Origin of the sequence: Pannonibacter carbonis, assembly GCF_003012935.1 — a bacterium.
Classification (GTDB): Bacteria; Pseudomonadota; Alphaproteobacteria; order Rhizobiales; family Stappiaceae; genus Pannonibacter; species Pannonibacter carbonis.
Map to the genome: position 1 here is coordinate 132,061 of NZ_PUDR01000008.1, position 17,858 is coordinate 149,918.

The 17,858-nt window shown below is 65.7% G+C and carries 15 protein-coding genes and 2 tRNA genes; 8 read left to right on the forward strand and 9 right to left on the reverse strand.

Going from position 1 to position 17,858, the window contains the following annotated elements; all coding sequences use genetic code 11:
- Positions 1–17: 17 nt before the first annotated feature.
- Positions 18–1,217 (reverse strand): multidrug effflux MFS transporter, encoded by a 1,200-nt coding sequence (locus C8348_RS12805; protein ID WP_106753733.1) that lies wholly within the window; start codon positions 1,215–1,217, stop codon positions 18–20.
- A 382-nt stretch (positions 1,218–1,599) separates the two neighbouring features.
- On the opposite strand from C8348_RS12805, the gene C8348_RS12810 reads away from it, so the two are divergent.
- Entirely contained in the window at positions 1,600–3,816 is a 2,217-nt protein-coding gene (locus tag C8348_RS12810) for an esterase-like activity of phytase family protein (protein WP_106753734.1), read from the forward strand.
- A gap of 942 nt (positions 3,817–4,758) precedes the next feature.
- Here the strand turns inward: C8348_RS12810 and C8348_RS12815 are convergent.
- From C8348_RS12815 to tsaD, 7 genes are all read right to left on the reverse strand, one after another.
- On the reverse strand, positions 4,759–5,931 hold the full coding sequence (locus C8348_RS12815) for a M20 aminoacylase family protein (RefSeq protein ID WP_106753735.1): 1,173 nt from the start codon (positions 5,929–5,931) through the stop codon (positions 4,759–4,761).
- Positions 5,932–6,051: 120 nt separating this feature from the next.
- Positions 6,052–6,714: a class I SAM-dependent methyltransferase gene (locus C8348_RS12820; protein WP_106753736.1), complete on the reverse strand. Its 663-nt coding sequence runs from the start codon at positions 6,712–6,714 to the stop codon at positions 6,052–6,054.
- 76 nt (positions 6,715–6,790) lie between these two features.
- Complete coding sequence (locus C8348_RS12825; RefSeq protein WP_106753737.1) at positions 6,791–7,216, reverse strand: EVE domain-containing protein; 426 nt, start codon at positions 7,214–7,216, stop codon at positions 6,791–6,793.
- A 1-nt stretch (position 7,217) separates the two neighbouring features.
- On the reverse strand, positions 7,218–7,508 hold the full coding sequence (locus C8348_RS12830; RefSeq protein WP_106753738.1) for a YciI-like protein: 291 nt from the start codon (positions 7,506–7,508) through the stop codon (positions 7,218–7,220).
- Positions 7,509–7,564: 56 nt separating this feature from the next.
- Positions 7,565–8,572 carry an NAD(P)H-dependent glycerol-3-phosphate dehydrogenase gene (locus tag C8348_RS12835; protein ID WP_106753739.1) on the reverse strand — a complete coding sequence of 336 codons (1,008 nt, stop codon included), beginning with the start codon at positions 8,570–8,572 and terminating at the stop codon, positions 7,565–7,567.
- Positions 8,573–8,574: 2 nt separating this feature from the next.
- Positions 8,575–9,024 (reverse strand): NUDIX hydrolase, encoded by a 450-nt coding sequence (locus C8348_RS12840; RefSeq protein WP_106753740.1) that lies wholly within the window; start codon positions 9,022–9,024, stop codon positions 8,575–8,577.
- Positions 9,025–9,089: 65 nt separating this feature from the next.
- The gene (gene tsaD, locus C8348_RS12845; protein ID WP_106753741.1) at positions 9,090–10,208 is read right to left on the reverse strand and encodes a tRNA (adenosine(37)-N6)-threonylcarbamoyltransferase complex transferase subunit TsaD; all 1,119 of its coding nucleotides are present in this window, start codon (positions 10,206–10,208) and stop codon (positions 9,090–9,092) included.
- Between the two features lie 181 nt (positions 10,209–10,389).
- On the opposite strand from tsaD, the gene hemC reads away from it, so the two are divergent.
- From hemC to C8348_RS21975, 6 genes are all read left to right on the forward strand, one after another.
- Entirely contained in the window at positions 10,390–11,313 is a 924-nt protein-coding gene (gene hemC / locus C8348_RS12850) for a hydroxymethylbilane synthase (protein ID WP_106753742.1), read from the forward strand.
- A gap of 12 nt (positions 11,314–11,325) precedes the next feature.
- Complete coding sequence (locus tag C8348_RS12855; RefSeq protein WP_106753743.1) at positions 11,326–12,024, forward strand: uroporphyrinogen-III synthase; 699 nt, start codon at positions 11,326–11,328, stop codon at positions 12,022–12,024.
- Between the two features lie 114 nt (positions 12,025–12,138).
- Complete coding sequence (locus C8348_RS12860) at positions 12,139–14,010, forward strand: hypothetical protein (RefSeq protein WP_106753744.1); 1,872 nt, start codon at positions 12,139–12,141, stop codon at positions 14,008–14,010.
- Positions 14,011–14,037: 27 nt separating this feature from the next.
- A complete protein-coding gene (locus tag C8348_RS12865) occupies positions 14,038–15,852 on the forward strand; it encodes a heme biosynthesis protein HemY (RefSeq protein WP_106753745.1) in 1,815 nt (604 codons plus the stop codon).
- Between the two features lie 578 nt (positions 15,853–16,430).
- A tRNA-Thr gene (locus tag C8348_RS12870) sits at positions 16,431–16,506 on the forward strand.
- Between the two features lie 96 nt (positions 16,507–16,602).
- Positions 16,603–16,743, forward strand: a complete 141-nt coding sequence (locus C8348_RS21975; protein ID WP_157950432.1) for a hypothetical protein — start codon at positions 16,603–16,605, stop codon at positions 16,741–16,743.
- 18 nt (positions 16,744–16,761) lie between these two features.
- Here the strand turns inward: C8348_RS21975 and C8348_RS12875 are convergent.
- Positions 16,762–16,838, reverse strand: a tRNA-Arg gene (locus tag C8348_RS12875).
- Between the two features lie 408 nt (positions 16,839–17,246).
- On the opposite strand from C8348_RS12875, the gene C8348_RS12880 reads away from it, so the two are divergent.
- A complete protein-coding gene (locus tag C8348_RS12880) occupies positions 17,247–17,849 on the forward strand; it encodes a thermonuclease family protein (protein WP_157950433.1) in 603 nt (200 codons plus the stop codon).
- Positions 17,850–17,858: the final 9 nt, after the last annotated feature.

A 17,858-nucleotide genomic window follows, 5' to 3' on the forward strand; every position in this document is an offset into this window, starting at 1 on the left:
CTGACGGTCTGCGGACCTCAGGCCGGGGTGCTGTTCTTGAGGTCTGGCCCAAGCGTCAGGGCCGCGAAGACCAGCGACAGGACCGAGCACAGCGCGATGGCGCCGACCATCGGCAGCACCGTGCCATCAAAGAACGGGCTGCTGGCGACGATCATCAGGCCTCCGGCAACCATCTGCAGCGTGCCGCCGAGCGACGAGGCAAGGCCGGCATTCTCGCCGTGATCGTCAAGCGCCATCACCATGGTGGGTGCGATCACCAGACCCATGAAGGCGTTGCCGAGGAACAGCAGCGCCATGACCAGCCAGAGGCTGTCGTTGCCAAGGGCAACCAGCACCAGCAACAGGCAGGATGAGACAGCAAAACCGAGCACGGCGAAGAAGGCCGCGCGGGCCATGCCGAAGCGCTGACCCATGCCGGCGGCCATCTGCGAGGTGGCGAAGAAGCCGATGGCATTGAGTGCGAAGGCGAGGCTGAAGCCGGTGGGCGACAGGCCGTAGTGCGACATGTAGACGAAGGCGGCCGAGGCGATGAAGACGAAGAAGCTGGCCATGCCGAAGCCGCCGATGAACGTCAGGCCGAGGAAACGGCCATCCTTCAGGAGGTCGATGCATCCGCGCAGCATCGCACCGCCGCGCATAGGCACGCGCTTGTCCGGCGCCAGGGTCTCGGGCAACTGGAATGCGGTGAGAGCCATCGCGACGATGGCCGCGCCGGCGAGTGCCACGAAGATCAGCCGCCAGCTGCCCACGGCAATGATCGCGGATCCGGTCAACGGGGCGAGCATCGGCGAGATGCTGATCACGAGCATGATGAGAGCCATCAACCGCGTCGCGTCAGTGCCGGTGTGCAGGTCGCGGATGACCGCACGCGGTATGACCATGACGGCGGCCGCGCCGAGGGCCTGAATGAACCGTCCAACCGTGAGCCAGAGGATATCCGGCGCGAAGGCGCAGACAGCCGAGCCGGCGATGAAGATGATCAGTCCGGCATAGATCGGCGGCTTGCGACCAACCCAGTCGGCCAGTGGGCCATAGGCCAGCTGTGCGACGCCGAAGGCGAGGAAGTAGGCGGTGAAGGTGAACTGGGCAGCGGCGATTGTCGTGCCGAGGTCGTCAGCGATCTGTGGCAGGGCGGGCAGGTAGAGATCCACCGCGAAAGGGCCGACGCAAGCCAATAGCCCGAGCACGATCGCCGAGCGAGCGAAGCTGATTTGCATGTGTGAGGGTCCGTCAAACAGGAAGGAGGCAGGGGCCAAAACGGCCAGTTGCACTATGAAGTGCTAACTGGTCGCGCCTGTCGACTGGAAACCGCAGGCTTCTGCCATTTTCGCGCGAGGTGTTGCAATGCAACGACTGCCGCTGCGGCGACTTGCCCGGTCGATTGCTGTGATTATCCGGCTGCAAACAGCGCACGGAGGGGCTTTAACCGGTCAGCCGGTGTCAGATCGCCCGCTTGCCGCCCCCGTCGGCCTGCTCGTCAGTCAGGGCGGGTGATCGGCGCGATGTCACGGAACATTCATCCCAATGTCACGTCGAATGCATCAAACCTCAACTAGCGTGCGCTCCGCATCGTAATTTTCTCGCATAATGGAGGCACTCATGGGTTCTCTGCGCGGCCAGCTTCTGGCCAGCCTCAGCATCCTCGTCGCAACTGCTGGCACAGCGAATGCCGCGGACGCATTCTTCAACCGCATCGCGACGATGCCCGTCTACAAGACGCTCGCCGAAGGCGTTGATCCGGCGACGCAGACGTCGGCCGAAATCATCACGGCCACGAAGGACGGCATGATGCTGGTCTTCACCGACAGCCCGTCGAAGGCGCTGGGCTTCGTTGATATCGCCACCCCGTCGGCGCCGAAGTCGGCTGGCCGTCTGGAGCTGGGCGGTGAGCCGACCTCCGTCACCACCTCGGCCAAGTTTGCCCTGGCTGGCGTGAACACAAGCGAAAGCTACGTCAAGCCGTCCGGTCATGTTGCCGTTGTCGACCTGGCGACAAAGGCCGTCGTCGCCACCTGTGACGTCAAGGGGCAGCCGGACTCGGTCGCCATCTCGCCGGATGGCAAGTTCCTTGCCATTGCGATCGAGAACGAGCGCGACGAAGAGCTGAACAAGGGCGCTCTCCCGCAGATGCCGGCCGGCCATGTCGCGATCTTCGATCTCGATGCCGATGGCAAGCCGGTGAACTGCGACGCTGCCCGCATCGTCGAAATGACCGGTCTGGCTGGTGTCGCCGGCGAGGATCCGGAGCCGGAATATGTCGCAATCAACGAAGCCAATGTGGCAGTCGTGACGTTGCAGGAAAACAACCACCTCGTCCTGATTGACCTGGCGTCGGGCAAGGTCACCAATCACTTCTCCGCTGGTGCCTCCAGCGCCGAGGCCGTTCCGGTCGCCAAGGGCGTTAGCTCCGACGCCTCCGGCAACATCGAAAATGTGCTGCGTGAGCCTGATGCGGTTGCCTGGCTTGACGCTGACCGTTTTGTCACTGCCAACGAAGGCGAACACGGGGGTGGCTCGCGCGGCTTCACCATCTTCAACACCAAGGGTGAAGTGCTGTTCGACAGCGGCAACCAGCTGGAACACATCGCCATGGCGCATGGACACTATCCGGCCAAGCGCGCCTCGAAGAAAGGCAACGAGCCGGAAGGGGTGGCCATCGGTACCTTTGGCGGCCAGACCTACATCTTCGTCAATTCCGAGCGCGCCAACATGGTCTCGGTCTACAAGGACACCGGCGCTCAGCCGGAATTCGTCCAGGTGCTGCCGACCCATGTCGGTCCGGAAGGCGTTCTGGTGATCCCGTCGCGCAACCTGTTTGTGGTTGCCAACGAGGTGGATGACGCGGAAGCCCCGGTGCGCGCCCAGATCGGTCTCTATGAGTTCGGTGCGTCCAAGCCGGCCTATCCGTCCATCGTGTCGGTGAAGGATCCGGAAACCGGTGCTCCGATTGGCTGGGGCGCTCTGTCTGCACTTGCTGCCGACAAGACCGACCCGAACAAGGTCTATGCCGTCTCCGACAGCTTCTATGACAAGGCTCGCATCTTCACACTGGACGTGTCCAAGCAGCCGGTCGAGATCGTCTCCTATGTCAACGTCACCGGCGGCACGCCGAAGAAGTATGACCTGGAAGGCATCGCGCTTGCCAAGGACGGCGGCTTCTGGCTGGCCAGCGAAGGCAACCCGGAAAAGGAAGGCATTCCGCACCTGCTGGTGAAGACGGATGCCAATGGCAAGGTGCTCGAAGAGATCGCCCTGCCGGAAGCGGTTGTCGCCCAGTCCAAGCGCTTTGCCTTTGAAGGCGTTGCCGAATTCGAACGCGATGGCAAGACGATGGTGATCGTCGCCGTGCAGCGCGAATGGGGTGATGACCCGAAGGGCATGGTCAAGCTGGCGCTGTACAACCCGGCTGACAAGTCCTGGGGCTTCGTCCACTACCCGCTCGACAAGGCCAAGAGCCCGGCTGGCGGCTGGGTCGGCCTTTCGGAAATCACGCATCTGGGTGGCGAGCGCTTCGCTGTGCTGGAGCGCGACAACCAGGGCGGCGAGATGGCAGCCATCAAGCAGGTCACCGTCATTGACCTGGCCGGCGTGACCCCGGCCAAGGCAGGCGAGACGCTGCCGGTGGTGACCAAGGCCGTGAAGCTGGACCTGCTGCCGGCGCTGGCCGAAGGCAATGGCTGGCTGCTCGACAAGCCGGAAGGCTTCACCGTGACCGCCGATGGCAAGATGATCCTCGTCACCGATAACGACGGCGTCGATGACGCCCCGGGCGAGACCAAGATCCTCATGCTCGGCGATGCTGCCAAGCTGAACTGATCGGGTTCATCGTTGAATGAGAAAAGCCCGGGTGCGTGAGCGCCCGGGCTTTTTGTATGGGCGGTGGGGTTTGGTAGGGTGCCGTGCAGCACGCGCAGGCCCCTCCCTCGTCGCTCCTGCGTAGGCAGGAGCCCAGTAATCGGGGCTTGGGATCTTTTTCTCTGCGCCTGAACATCAAACTGAGTCAGGTGGTTACTAGGCTCCTGCCTGCGCAGGAGCGACGAGGAGTGGCTGCAGCGTCCACCTGTCAGCCCTCACTGCGCTGTCCCGGCCTTGAGCCGGGACCTGTCATGCCCTCAGATCGCGCGCGACCGCTTCAGGGCAGTGCCTCCCTGACGGGTCCCGGCTCAAGGCCGGGACAGCGCGGAGAGGGTGTTGTGGTCGGGATGACCCGTGACTGCGCGGAGGGGGGGGCGCTCGGGATGATCCGGGAAGGCTCCTCCCTCGTCGCTCCTGCGAAGGCAGGAGCCCAGTAATCGAGGCTTGGGATGTTTTTCTCTGCGTCTGAAAAACAAATTGATTCAGGTGGTTACTAGGCTCCTGCCTGCGCAGGAGCGACGAAGGAGGGGCAGGAGATCCTGCCTGTCAGTCGTCACCGCGCCGTCCCGGCCTTGAGCCGGGACCTGTCATGGTTTCGGATCGCGATTGACCGATTTTCGGCAGTGCTTCCCTGACGGGTCCCGGCTCAAGGCCGGGACGGCGAGGGGGGGTGGTCGGGATGACCCGTGACTGCGCGGAGGGGGGGCGCTCGGGATGATCCGGGAAGGCTCCTCCCTCGTCGCTCCTGCGAAGGCAGGAGCCCAGTAATCGGGGCTTGGGGTGTTTTTCTCTGCGCCTGAAAAACAAATTGATTCAGGTGATTACCAGGCTCCTGCCTGCGCAGGAGCGACGAAGGAGGGGCAGGGGATCCTGCCTGTCAGCCCCACGCGCAGTCCCGGTATCTCAGCTTGCCCGTTCCAGCGCGCGTTCGGCGAGGCGGACCCAGAAGGAGCTGCCGACGGGGATGAGGGTGTCGTTGAAGTCGTAGCGCGGGTGGTGAAGCCCGGCGCTGTCGCCGTTGCCGGCGAAGATGTAGGCACCGGGACGCTCCAGCAGCATGTAGGAGAAGTCCTCGCCGCCCATCATCGGCTCGACCTTGCGATTGACGCGGCCGGGACCGGCGATCTCGTCGGCGATGCTGGCGGCAAATTCGGTCTCGGCTTCGTGGTTGAAGGTGACCGGATAGCCGCGGCGGAACTGGATCTCGGCCGTGGCGCCAAAGGCAGCGCAAACGGAGCCGGTGATCAGGCGCAGGCGTTCTTCGGCAAGCGCCCGCGTTTCCGGCGTCAGGCTGCGGATGGTGCCGCGCAGGGTCGCGGTTTCCGGAATGACGTTGAAGGCACTTCCGGCCTCGAAGACGGTGACCGAGACGACGACCGACTGCAGCGGATCGACGGTGCGGCTGGCGATGGTCTGCAGGGCGCTGACGAGCTGGCTGCCGATGACGATGGGATCAATGGTTTCCTGCGGTTTTGCGGCATGGCCGCCACGGCCGGAAATCTCGATCTTGAACTCGTCGGTGGCGGCCATGATCGGGCCGGTGCGGATGGCGAACTCGCCAACCGGAAGGCCGGGCATGTTGTGCATGCCATAGACTTCGTCGATGGCCCAGCGGGTCATCAGGCCATCGTCGATCATGGCCTTGGCTCCGGCCCCGCCTTCCTCGGCAGGCTGGAAGATGACAACGACGGTGCCATCGAAGTTGCGTGTCTCGGCAAGGTACTTGGCCGCGCCCAGCAGCATCGAGGTGTGCCCGTCGTGGCCGCAGGCGTGCATCTTGCCGGGAACCTTGGAGGCATAGGGCAGGCCGGTTGCTTCCTCGATCGGCAGCGCATCCATGTCGGCGCGCAGGCCGATGACCTTGCCGGAGCCGCCGTTACGCCCCTTGATGACGCCGACGACGCCGGTCTTGCCGATGCCGGTCGTCACCTCGTCGAGGCCGAAGCTCGTCAGCAGTTCAGCGACACGGGCGCCAGTGCGGACGGTTTCGTAGAGCACTTCCGGGTTCTCGTGGAAATCGCGGCGCCAGGCGGCAATTTCATCGGTGAGATCGGCAAGGCGGTTGACGATCGGCATTCACGGCTCCTGGGGTGTTTTGATCCGGCGCGGCATGGGCGCCTGCGAGACTGGTCTGTATTGGAAGGGTTTGACGCAGAAAGTGCAAGTCACATCGGCTTCGGCGCCGACGGACGCAGTTCAGGCCGGGGCGCGGTAGCGGTAGACGCTGGTCTTTTTCACTTCCGAATCCTCCAGGCTGCGGATTACCGGCACGGTGTAGGTGGCGAGATGCTCGAGCCGGTCCTTCGGCAGGTAGGAGCGGCCGGGATCGCCAACGAGAATGATGCTTTCGTCCGGATCCATGCGGCCGAGCCACTCAAGAATGCGGTTGCTCATCGGCAACTCGTAGAAGACATCGCCGCAGACGAGAACCTCGACCTCGGGCGGGGCCTCGCCGGTGATGTCACCCAGGCGGGTCGCGACCTCGACACCATTCAGGGCGGCGTTCAGCTCGATGGAGGCAATGGCGAAGGCGTCGATTTCGACGGCCAGCACCTCACGGGCGCCAGCTAGTCTGGCTGCGATGGCAACCACGCCGGAACCGGCGGCGAAATCCAGCACGCGCTTGCCGGCGACCAGGTCCGGATTGTCGAGGATGTAGCGGGCAAGGGCCTGGCCACCGGCCCAGGCAAAGGCCCAGAACGGCGGCGGCAGGCCGATCTCGCCGAGTTCGTCTTCCGTCTTCTGCCACAGGTCCATGGCCTCGGACGCCAGATGCAGCCGGATCTCGGAGGCATGGGGAACCGGCAGCACCTCGGTGTTGCTGCGGATGAAGTCCTTCGGATCGACAATGCCAGCCACCAGGGGAGGCCTTTCGGGTTCGAGGCAGAGGGCCGGCGGTGAGGGCCTCACCGCAGACCAGTCGCAGGCACGGCGGTCAGACGTCCGGATCCAGCCCGCCCATTTCGCAGACGACTTTCCACTCCTCCTCGGTCACCGGCTGCACCGAGAGGCGCATGGAGGTGACGAGGGCCATCTGGACAAGGCGTGGCTCGGCCTTCACGGCCGCCAGGCTGACCGGGCGAGGCACATCGCAGACGGCACGGAAATGGACGCAGTCCCAGCGGGGATCCTCCGAGGTGCTGTCGGGCGCGATGCCGCTGCAGACCTCGGCGACGCCGACGATTTCCTTGCCGATGTTGGAATGGTAGAAGAAGGCGCGGTCGCCGAGCTGCATCGCCCGCATGTTGTTGCGGGCGAGATAGTTGCGAACGCCGGTCCATTCCTCGCCGGCGGCACCCTTGGCCTTCTGCTGCTCCCAGGACCAGACATCAGGCTCGGACTTGATCAGCCAGTAGCGCAAGTTACTTGGCCTCCGGGTTCTTGATCACCCAGTTCCAGGCCTTGATCTCGACGCTCTCGAACAGGCCAGCGTGGGCATAGGGGTCCTGCTGCGACACGGCCAGAGCCGCGTCACGGCTCTCCGCCTCGATGATGACGAGGCTGCCGGTCATGGCACCCGAATCGTCGAGGAAGGGGCCGGCGGCCTTCAGTCGGTCGCCGAGGCCTTTCAGGAAGTCCACATGCGCAGGGCGGGTGTCGAGGCGGACTTGCAGGGAATTCGGCTTGTCCTTGCAGATCAGGGCATACAGCATGCGGGGGTCTCCGGCGTTGGCAGGTCGAGGCAACCTATGCGGCCTTGGCCGCGAACTCAATCGCTGCTCGCCTCGCGCTTCAAGGGGCGGTTCATCAGCGCGGTCAGGGCCTCGTCGATGGTCATCTGGCCGTCCAGCACGCCGGCAACGGCCTCGCACACCGGAAGCGCAACCTTGTGGCGGCGGCCAAGTTCAACGGCGATGCGGGCAGAGTGGGCGCCTTCGGCAAGTTTCTCGCCTGCGGCGATCAGATCTCCCGGCGTGCGGCCTTCGCCGAGCTTCTGGCCGAAGGCGAAGTTGCGCGACTGGGCGGAGGAGCAGGTGAGCACGAGATCGCCGAGGCCCGACAGGCCCGTGAGCGTCTCGGGCCTTGCGCCCATGGCACTGCCCAGCCGCGACAGTTCGGCAAAGCCGCGAGCGGTGAGCGCTGCCTGGGCGCTGGCCCCCAGTTTACGGCCGACGACGGCACCGCAGGCAATCGCCAGCACGTTCTTCAGCGCGCCGCCGATCTGGGCGCCGATGATGTCGGTCGAGGCGTAGGGACGGAAGCTGGCGGAGGCAAGCGCGCGTGCGAGCGCATCGGCGATGTCGCCATCGCCTGCGGCAATTGTTACGGCCGTGGGAAGCCCACGCGCGACGTCCATGGCGAAGCTCGGGCCGGACAGAACGCCCGGATGCGCCTCAGGCGCTTCTTCGGCAAGGATTTCCGACAGGAGATGTCCGGTGCCGCGCTCGATGCCCTTGGCGCAGAGGACGACCGGAGTGCCGGGCTTCAGATGCGGCTTCAGGCTGGCGGCGAGGCTGCGGGTGGTCTGGGCGGGTGTGACCAGCAGCAGGGCGTCAGCGTCTGCGGCCTCACCGAGATCGGTGGTGGCGGTGAGGCGTTCGTCGAAGGTGATGCCGGGCAGATAGGCGCTGTTGCTCTGGCGGCTGCGCAATTCACTGACAAGCGCGGTGTCGCGGGCCCACAGGGTGACGGACCGGCCGGCGCGGGCGGCGGAGAGCGCAAGGGCCGTGCCCCAGGCACCGCCACCGATCACACCGATGCTGTCGTAGTTTGGCATGGTCAGCCTCCGGTAACGCGCTGGCGCAGCAGGGGCAGCTGCGCATCAAAGCCCTCGTAGAACGCCGCAGGATCGATCTCTCCATCAAGATCAAGCCAGAACAGACGGAAGCGGATCGGATCGCCGCCGTCATTCGGCGTCATCTCGAAATGCTCCCACTCGTCCCGGCCGATCCGGGCCACGCGAGCATGGAAATGCCGCCGGCGATGCAGGTCGCGGCCACGGCCGTTGTCGAACAGGTGGTCCTGGTCGGCGAGGTGGTCAAGCGCGCCATCGAGGAGAAGACCGGTTTCCTCGTGAAACTCGCGCCGCGCGCCGATGAGATGGCTTTCGCCCGGATCCAGCGTGCCGCCGGGGACCTGAAGCCCGACATCCGGCTGATCAGGCTGGCTGAACACGAGGAGCTTGCGGCCGCAGGTCAGATAGACATAGGCCTTGTGAAGCACGCGCATGAAAGGGCATCCGGAACGACGAGGGCCCCCTGCCTAGCAAGTTCGCGGGCAGCTGTGAACCGCCTTCACACCTTCGCGCCTTTCTTGCCGGCGCCGAGGAGGCTGGCGGAGGTTTCGTCGAGGGGCCAGCGGGGGCGGGGGGCGACGGACTGGTCGTCCAGGATCTCTCCCGCACGGGCGGCAATATCGAGCCGTTCGATGCCGGCCCAGGCGATCATCGCGGCGTTGTCGGTGCACAGGCGGTGCGGCGGGGCGACGAAGCGGGCGCCGGCATTGCGGCAGGCGTCATCCAGCGCGGCGCGGATTTCGGAATTGGCCGCGACGCCGCCAGCGACAACGATAACCTTTTCGGTATCCGGAAAGCGCTCGGCGAAGAGGCTGAGGGCCGCGCGGGTGCGATGGGCGAGCACATCGGAGACGGCGCGCTGGAAGCCGGCGCAGAGGTCCCGCGCGGTCTGTTCGTCAACCGGCTGGGCCTTTTCGGCCGCATTGCGCAGGGCCGTCTTGAGGCCGGCGAAGGACATGTCGAGGCCGGGCCGGTCAAGCAGCGGGCGCGGCAGGGCGAAGCGCTTCGGATCCCCTTCGCGGGCCATGCGTTCGACGGCGGGGCCGCCGGGATAGGGCAGGCCGAGAAGCTTGGCCGTCTTGTCGAAGGCCTCGCCGATGGCATCGTCGATGGTGGAGCCGAGGCGCTCGTAGTCGCCGACGCCCTTCACCAGCAGGAACTGGGTGTGGCCGCCGGAGACGAGCAGCAGCAGATAAGGAAACGCCAGGTCATCCGTCAGGCGCGCGGTCAGGGCGTGGCCTTCGAGATGGTTGATCGCCAGCAGCGGCTTGCCAGCGGCCATGGCGATGGCCTTGGCCGTCATCAGGCCGACAATGACACCGCCGATAAGTCCGGGACCGGCGGTGGCCGCGACGGCGTCGATCTCGTCAAAGCTGACGCCGGACTCGGCCATGGCCTCGGCGACGATGCGGTCGAGCACGGCGATGTGCGCCCGGGCGGCAATTTCCGGCACCACGCCGCCAAACTCGGTGTGTTCGTCGATCTGCGAGCGGATGACGTTGGACAGGATGCGCGACCCGGTGCCGGACCCATTGCCACTGCGCACGACAGAGGCCGCCGTTTCGTCGCAGCTGGTCTCGATCCCCAGGACAGTGAAATCGCGCAAGTCTGGCAGCATTGGCTCATCCAGTGGTGGTTTTGCAGATCGACGCAAGATCAGGCGGGCCATGGCGAGGAGCAAGCCGATCGCACGGGCTTGCCGATCAACATCCGGGATAGTGCCGCATTGGCCTGTGGCGCGTGACCGCCTATTGTGCTTCAAACCGTTAAAACTGCCCCTAACACCCGGATCGTTTGTCTTGCAATCAAAACCTTTGCGTATCGGAACCCGCGGCAGCGCGCTTGCTCTGGCCCAGGCCCATGAAACCCGCAGCCGGCTGATGGCTGCCCATGGTCTGGCAGAACAGGATTTCGACATCGTCGTCATCAAGACCTCCGGCGACCAGATCCAGGACCGGCCCCTGTCGGAAGCGGGCGGCAAAGGGCTTTTCACCAAGGAAATCGAGGAAGCGCTGCTCGACGGCCGCATTGATATCGCGGTGCATTCGTCCAAGGACATGCCGACGCATCTGCCGGGCGGACTGGCGCTGACCGCCTTCCTGCCGCGCGAAGACGTGCGCGATGCCTTCATTTCGCCAAAGGCCAAGCGGCTGGAAGACCTGCCGCAGGGCGCTGTGGTCGGGTCGTCCTCGCTGCGCCGGCAGGCGATGATCAAGCGCCTGCGCCCGGACATCCAGGTGGTGATGTACCGGGGCAACGTGCAGACGCGGCTGAAGAAACTGGAAGAGGGGCAGGTGGATGCCACGCTACTGGCCTATGCCGGATTGCGGCGTCTTGGCCTGGCGGACGTTGTCACGAGCCTGCTGGAGACGGACACGTTCCTGCCGGCGGTTGGTCAGGGGGCGATCTGCATCGAGAGCCGGGCGGCTGACCAGCCAGTTCTGGATATGCTGGCTGCCATCCATCACCGCGAAACCGAACTGCGTCTCACCTGCGAACGCGCGTTCCTGGCCGAGCTGGACGGCTCCTGCCGCACGCCCATTGGCGGTCTGGCGCTGATTGACGGCGAACGCCTGTCGTTCCGCGGGCTGATCCTGAAGCCGGATGGCAGCGAGCTGCATGAGCTGACGCGCGAAGGCTCGGTCGATGACGCCGAGGCCATTGGCCGAGAGGCGGGCCGCAGCCTGAAGGCGCTGGGCGGTCCAGGTTTCTTTGCGGTCTGACGGGGAGGGGGCATGCGCGTACTCGTCACACGTCCGGAACCTTTTTGTGCTGCAACGGCGCGCCGGCTGCGCCTGATGGGGCATGTGGCGCTGGAAGCGCCGCTGCTGACCATCGTGCAGACGCCGCCCGACGAGATGGATCTTGATGTCGTGACGGCGGTGGCCGTCACCAGCGGCCAGGCGGTCGAGGTGCTGGCGCGCCATCCGCAACTGCCCAAGCTCGCGGGATTGCCGTTCTACGCTGTTGGTGCGCGCACGGCTGCGGCCGCGCGGCAGGCCGGTTTCCGGCAGGTGCTTTCGGCAGACGGCGATTCCAGCGATCTGGCGGCCCTGATCCGCATCAGTCACGGCAGCGGCGTCGTGCTCTATGGGGCGGGACGCGACCGGGCGGGGGATCTGGAAGGGCATCTGCGCCGGTCGGGCATTTTCTGCCAGGTCGTGGAACTTTATCGCACCGATCCGGTTGTGGATTGGCCCGTGGGCGTTGACGAGATGCTGCGGCGGCAGGAGATCGACGCGATCCTGGTCTATTCGGCGCGGACAGCGGAAGTCTGCGCCACATTGCTGCAACAGACGGCGCCGAAGGTGCTTCCGCGCATCGTGGCGCTTTCGGCCAAGGCCGGGGCACCGCTGTCAGCGCTCGGCCCGGTGGAATGGGCCGCGACGCCGGATGAACCGGCCCTGTTCGCGCGCGCCTTCACCGGCTGTTAACTGCGGCAGGCGAGTCCTTGGTGCGGCCTCGACCTTTGGTCGCGGTGCCGCCCGAGCGATCAGTGTGTATAGTCGCAAGCGGTCACCCGCTTTTCGGCAAGAGGAGGAAACGCGATGGTCTCCGACGAGGACAAGTCCGGCAAGGACAAGCCCGCTGCCGGTGCCGGTGCCGGGTCTGGTGCCGGATCTGGGCCAGGCGGCGAGGCAGGCAAGACCAGTGGCCGCCGTCCGGTGACCATTGATCTCGTGCCGGAAAAGGTCGAAGCGAAGGCCGAAGCGAAGGCCGACGCAACAGCCGACGCGAAGACCGGCGCGAAAGCTGAACCTGTTTCCCAGGCGAAGGTACAGCCTGCGCCGGGGTCGGCAACCGGTGCTGCGTCCGGTGCAGCCAAGGGCGCCGATGCGGCAGCACAGGCGAAACCCGCAGCACCTGCCTCGACAACTGCGAGTGCCTCGGCTTCGGCCAGCAGCCAGCCGAAGACCAGCGAAACGTCCGCCAGCAAGCCTGCAGGCGCGGCTGACAGCGCCGCAGCGCGCCCGCCTTTGCCCGAGCGTTCCAATCCGTTCAGCCCGCAAGGCACCCCCTCTTCTACCTCGTCATCCTCGGCCGGCGCGGCGTCGGCAGGGGCAAGTTCTTCGGGAGCAGCCTCAGCGGCAGGTTCGCCGACCGCCTCTGCACCGACGGGCGCACAGCCGGCTCCCGCGTCTGCAGCGTCCTCTGCGGCCAAACCTGCCTCTGGCTCTTCCGGGTCTTCTGCGGCGTCCGACAAGCCGGCCTCGCCGCAGGGCGTCAGCTTTGGCGGTGCGATGGCTGCTGCGTTGCTGGTCGGCGTGGCGCTGCTCGGCGGTTTTTACACACTCAACCAGACCGGCGTGCTGCCGCTGAAGGGCAACGGCCCGCTGGTCACCGAGGACATGCTGGCCGATCGGGCCCGGCTGGAGACGCTGGAGCGGCGGTTTGCAGAAATGGCAGCCGCCGAAACCAAAGCCGCGACCAATGGCAGCCCGGACACCGAGGTGGCCCTGCGCGATCTGGAAGGTCGCCTGACAGCTTCTGTTGATGCCTTGCGCGGCGATGTGGAGTCGCGGCTGGCGGAGATGACGGCTCGGATGGACAGCCTGCAGGCGGGATCCCCCACCCCTGCGCCTACTGCCGAAGCCAGCGACACGTCAGGACCGGACGGGCTTGCCACACGGGCCGACAGCCTGCAGCAGGGACTTGAGGCGGTGAATGCTGCGCTGGCAAGCCTGCAGACGGCCGTATCGGCCTCTGATGCCGCGCTGAAAAGCCTGTCCGACGGCCAGGCCCGGGATGGCGAGGCGGTTTCGCGGTTGCAGGGGGAACTGGCAAAAGTCTCGGCCGAGGGCGAAGCTGCGCTGGCCAACCTGAGCAAGACGGCGGAGGATCTGTCGGCCCGGCTTGTCCAGGTGGAAGAAACCATGGGCGATGCCACGGCGCGGGAACTGGCGGCACGGGCGCTGTCCGTCTCCATGCTTCAGGCCGCCGTTGACGCGGGACGTCCGTTTGCAACCGAACTGGCTGCCGTGAAGGCGGCGCTGGGCGAGGCGGGTGCCGCGGACATTGCGGCTCTCGAAGCGGAAGCGGCAAAAGGGATCGCGCCGACGGCGAAACTCATGGCCGAGTTCCCGCCGATTGCGCGGGCCATCCATCTGCAGCTGGTGCAGCCTGATCCCGAGGCGAGCGTGCTTGACAGCCTGCTGTCCAGCGCAGCGTCCCTGGTGGCGGTGCGTGGGCCGGGCGATGCCAGTGGGGAAGGGCCTGCAGCGGCGCTTCGCCGGATGGAAAACGCGGTCAAGGCCGGCGATCTTGCAGCGGCGCTGACCGCCTATGACGCGCTGCCTGCGGATGTTCGCGCACCGGCAGCAGCCTGGGTTGACGCTGCCCGGGCGCGACTTGCCGTTGACCGGCTGACCACGGACACCGCGACTGCGGTGCTCTCCGCCATCGCCCGCAAGGGCAACTGAGGTGACCTGGAACCGGGAGCAAGCGGCATGATCCGTGCGTTCGTCTTTTTCGCCCTGCTGTTCGCCGTCGCCATGGGCCTTGCCTGGATGGCTGACTTGCCGGGCTTCGTTTCCATCGGCTGGGAAGGCTATGTCTGGGAGCAGCCGCCGATCGTGGCGGCGCTGCTGTTTGGCTTGTTTCTGGCACTGTTTCTCGGGTTGGTCTGGCTGGTGCTGACCATCCTGCGCTCGCCGAAGATCGCCGGCCGCTTTTTCCGCCGCCGCCGCCGTGATCGCGGCTATCATGCCTTGTCCAGTGGACTGCTGGCGCTGGGAACCGGCAACGCAAAACTGGCACGCAAGCTCGGGCTGGAAGCGGACAAGCTGCTGACCCGGGAGCCGGCAGCGAAATTGCTGCTGGCGCAGGCTGCACAGCTGTCTGGCCAGCATGCGGAGGCTCGGCAACGCTTCGAGGCGATGCTGGAGGATCCGCAGACACGGGCCCTCGGCCTGCATGGGCTGTTTATTGAGGCGGAAAGCCAGGGCGAGCCTGTGGCCGCTCGGCACTATGCCGAGGAGGCGCTGAAGGCGCAGCCTGGCCTCGAATGGGCCGGGCGCGCCGTGCTCGGCTATCAGGCGGTCGCCAATGACTTCGAGGCGGCCATTGCCACGCTGGAGCGCAACTTCACCGCCAAGCTCATCGACAAGCCGACCTATCGCCGGCACCGGGCCGTGCTCTTGACGGCGCGGGCGCTGGAGCTGGAGGACCGGGAGCCGGATCTGGCCATGAGCCTTGCCAAGGAGGCGCATGGCCTTGCCGCAGACCTCGTGCCGGCTGCCGTTGTTGGCGCCCGGCTGGCGACACGCAAGGGCGATGTGCGCAAGGCTGCCAAGTTGATCGAGACCACCTGGCGTCTGTCGCCGCATCCCGATCTGGCCGAGGCCTATGCCCATGCGCGCATCGGCGATTCGGCCAAGGACCGGCTGAAACGGGTGAAGGCATTGGCCCAGATGCGGGCGCACACGGCGACTGGCGCGCTGGCGGTGGCCCGCGCGGCCCTAGAGGCGCGTGATTTTGAAGAGGCGCGGGAGCAGCTGAAATTTGCCCTGACGACCGAGCCGAGCCGGGGCGCCTTCGTCATGATGGCCGAACTGGAAGAGGCCGAACATGGCGACAAGGGCCGCATGCGCGAGTGGCTGGCCCGTGCCGTGCAGGCACCGGCGGACATGGCGTGGATGGCTGATGGCATGGTCCTCACCGACTGGCGGCCCGTGTCGCCAGTGACGGGCCGGATCGATGCCCTGGAATGGGCCCGGCCGCAGGGGCCGGAGACCGGCAATCTACTGCTTGAGGAAGCGTTGTTCGAGACGCTGCAACTGGACGAGCCACGCGATACCGACAACGGGGCCGCGGCGGTCATTGCCGCTGTCTCTGCTGCCAGTGACCCGAAACCGAGGCGTGACGAGACGGCCAAGCCTGTGGACGTGATCGAGGCCGAGGTGGTCAGCGTGGCAGCAAAGGCAACGCAGGCTTCGCCGGGCAATTCGGGAGCCGCAGCCGCTTCGGCACCGTCTGAGGAAACCGAAGCGTCCCGGGGCGTTGCCGAGGACAAGCCGGCATCTGATGCCGCTGCAACGCCGGGTGCGTCTCCTGAGGGCGGGCCAGACAAGGGGCCGAGGCCCCAGCCCCCAGCAGTGGTGTCAGCCGCAACGACACAGGCGGCGCGTCCTGCCAGTCGCTCCCCGTTCAAGACGCCGATGGATTATCCGCCGGCGCGCATGCCTGATGATCCGGGTCCAGAGGCCGAGGCAGAGGAAGATGCCGCCAAGAAACGCGAGCCGGGGGCCGCATTCTTCGGTTAGAGCAATTCCGGCAAAAGGGGCAACCTGTTTCCCGTCTCGGCTTGCCTGCAAGCGAAGAGCAGCGCAGGTTCAGCAGCTCCGGTCTGGCCGAAAATGCCAGGCCAGTGAGCCAGCTTTTCAGTGAGTCAGTGTGCTGCGGAGAAATGTGAATTCAGCGGCAGGGCGCCCCACGACGACCTTGAGTGCCCTGCTTAGTGGCTAGGCGCCCGTTTGGATCACGGCCCTCGGAAAAGTGTGCCTTTGCTCAGGCCCGTGTTTGACCGGATGTGCTGCCTGACCTTGCGGGTTCAAGCGGGCAGGGGGGCAGGGGGGCAAGGCGGAGTTCCGCTTCCCCGTTTCCCTGACCCGGGCGTTCAATGAGCCATCAGGCAGTCTGTCCGCCAAAGCCTGGCCGCTGCTTGGTCAGATGCGGCTCTCTTGTTGTTGCCGGATGTGGCAAACGCTACAGACCTGCAGCAAGGGGCTTGCATCGCTCGCCTCTCTCCGCTATCACCCGCACCAGCCGCGCAGGACAGTGCCTGTCCGCCGGCAAGCCTGCCTGACCCGCAGGCGCCTGTTCCGCACGCCGGGGCCGGAATGCCGCTGTAGCTCAGATGGTAGAGCACGTCATTCGTAATGATGGGGTCGTAGGTTCGAGTCCTATCAGCGGCACCAGTTTTCAAGTTCCCATGTAAAGCCCAGCCTGTTGGCTGCAAGGTGTTGCCCTTGTGACGTGGCGATCCGGTTCTGCTTGCTGTCAGACCGTGCCAGATGCGCAAGTCTGCCGGCGGTCTGTCGCATGACGGACTGACAATCGCTGGAACGACCGGGTTCTGTGGCCGCCGGGATGCCGGATTGTTCGGGCGGATCGCCGTCCTGTCACCGGCTCTGATCCTGCCGGCCAGGTGGTGAGAGCCCGGCAGTTGGAAATGGTGATCCCGGCGCGATTCGAACGCGCGACCCTCAGATTAGGAATCTGATGCTCTATCCTGCTGAGCTACGGGACCAGCCGAAATCGCCTGTAGCATGTTTTGCCGGTCAGGGCGAGACTGTGCATGCAGCGTTTTCTGCTGTGCCCGTGAAGCTTGGGGACGGTCATGTGGATGAGGCAACGCCGGCATCTCTCGAAATGGATGTGCTGGATGGCGTCCCGCCGGATAAACCGCGCAGGTACCGGGTTGTCCGGCCATAGCCGGGTGCTGACGGCTGGTGCCGACCGGATCCTTGCGGAAACTGGCTTCAGGCGCGGACTTTGCGCTGCCGTCAGAAGTGTGCTGTTGCAGGGGCTTGCCACAGGACTGGTCCTCTGGCCGGGGCCGGCCCACTCGGCGGCCTGTTTGCCCGGCGCCCCCGAGCGTGAGCTGGATCGGGGGCAAGCTGGCAGCGTAGAACGTGTCCGGGCAGACGGCGCGCTGGTGCTTGACGACGGGCGGCTCGTGATGCTTGCAGGCCTCTATCTTGATAGCACCGCTGCGCAGTCATTGACTGGTCGTCAGCTTCGGCTGCTGCCTGTGGAGGAGCCGGATCGCTGGGGCCACGTGCTGGTGCTGGCTTTTGACGGTGATCTGCTGCAAGCGCAACTACTTGCAGATGGTCTGGCGGCGGTCTGGCCGTTGAGGGTGCCGGCGTCCTTGCCTCCGGGGTGCGCTGCGGAGTTTGCCCGGGCAGAGGCCGCCGCACGGGCCGAGGGTAAGGGGCTTTGGGGCCGGCCCGGTCTGCGCTTCGAGGCAAGTGACCCGCAAGCGGTGCTGGCGCGCAACGGTCGGTTTGCAATTGTCGAAGGCCGCGTTGAATCGCTTGGAAAAGCTCGCGATACCCGGTATTTGAATTTTGGAGGTCGCTGGGCCACCGACTTTACCGTTACATTCAGCAGCAGCATCGAGGGCCAACTGGCCGCAAAGGGGATGGACCCGGCGCGGATGGAGGGGGCAAGGGTGCGTGTGCGGGGCGTTGTGCTGGAAAAGGATGGCCCCCATATTGAAGTGGCCGATCCGGCCCAGATCCAGTGGGCCAATTGACGAGATGCG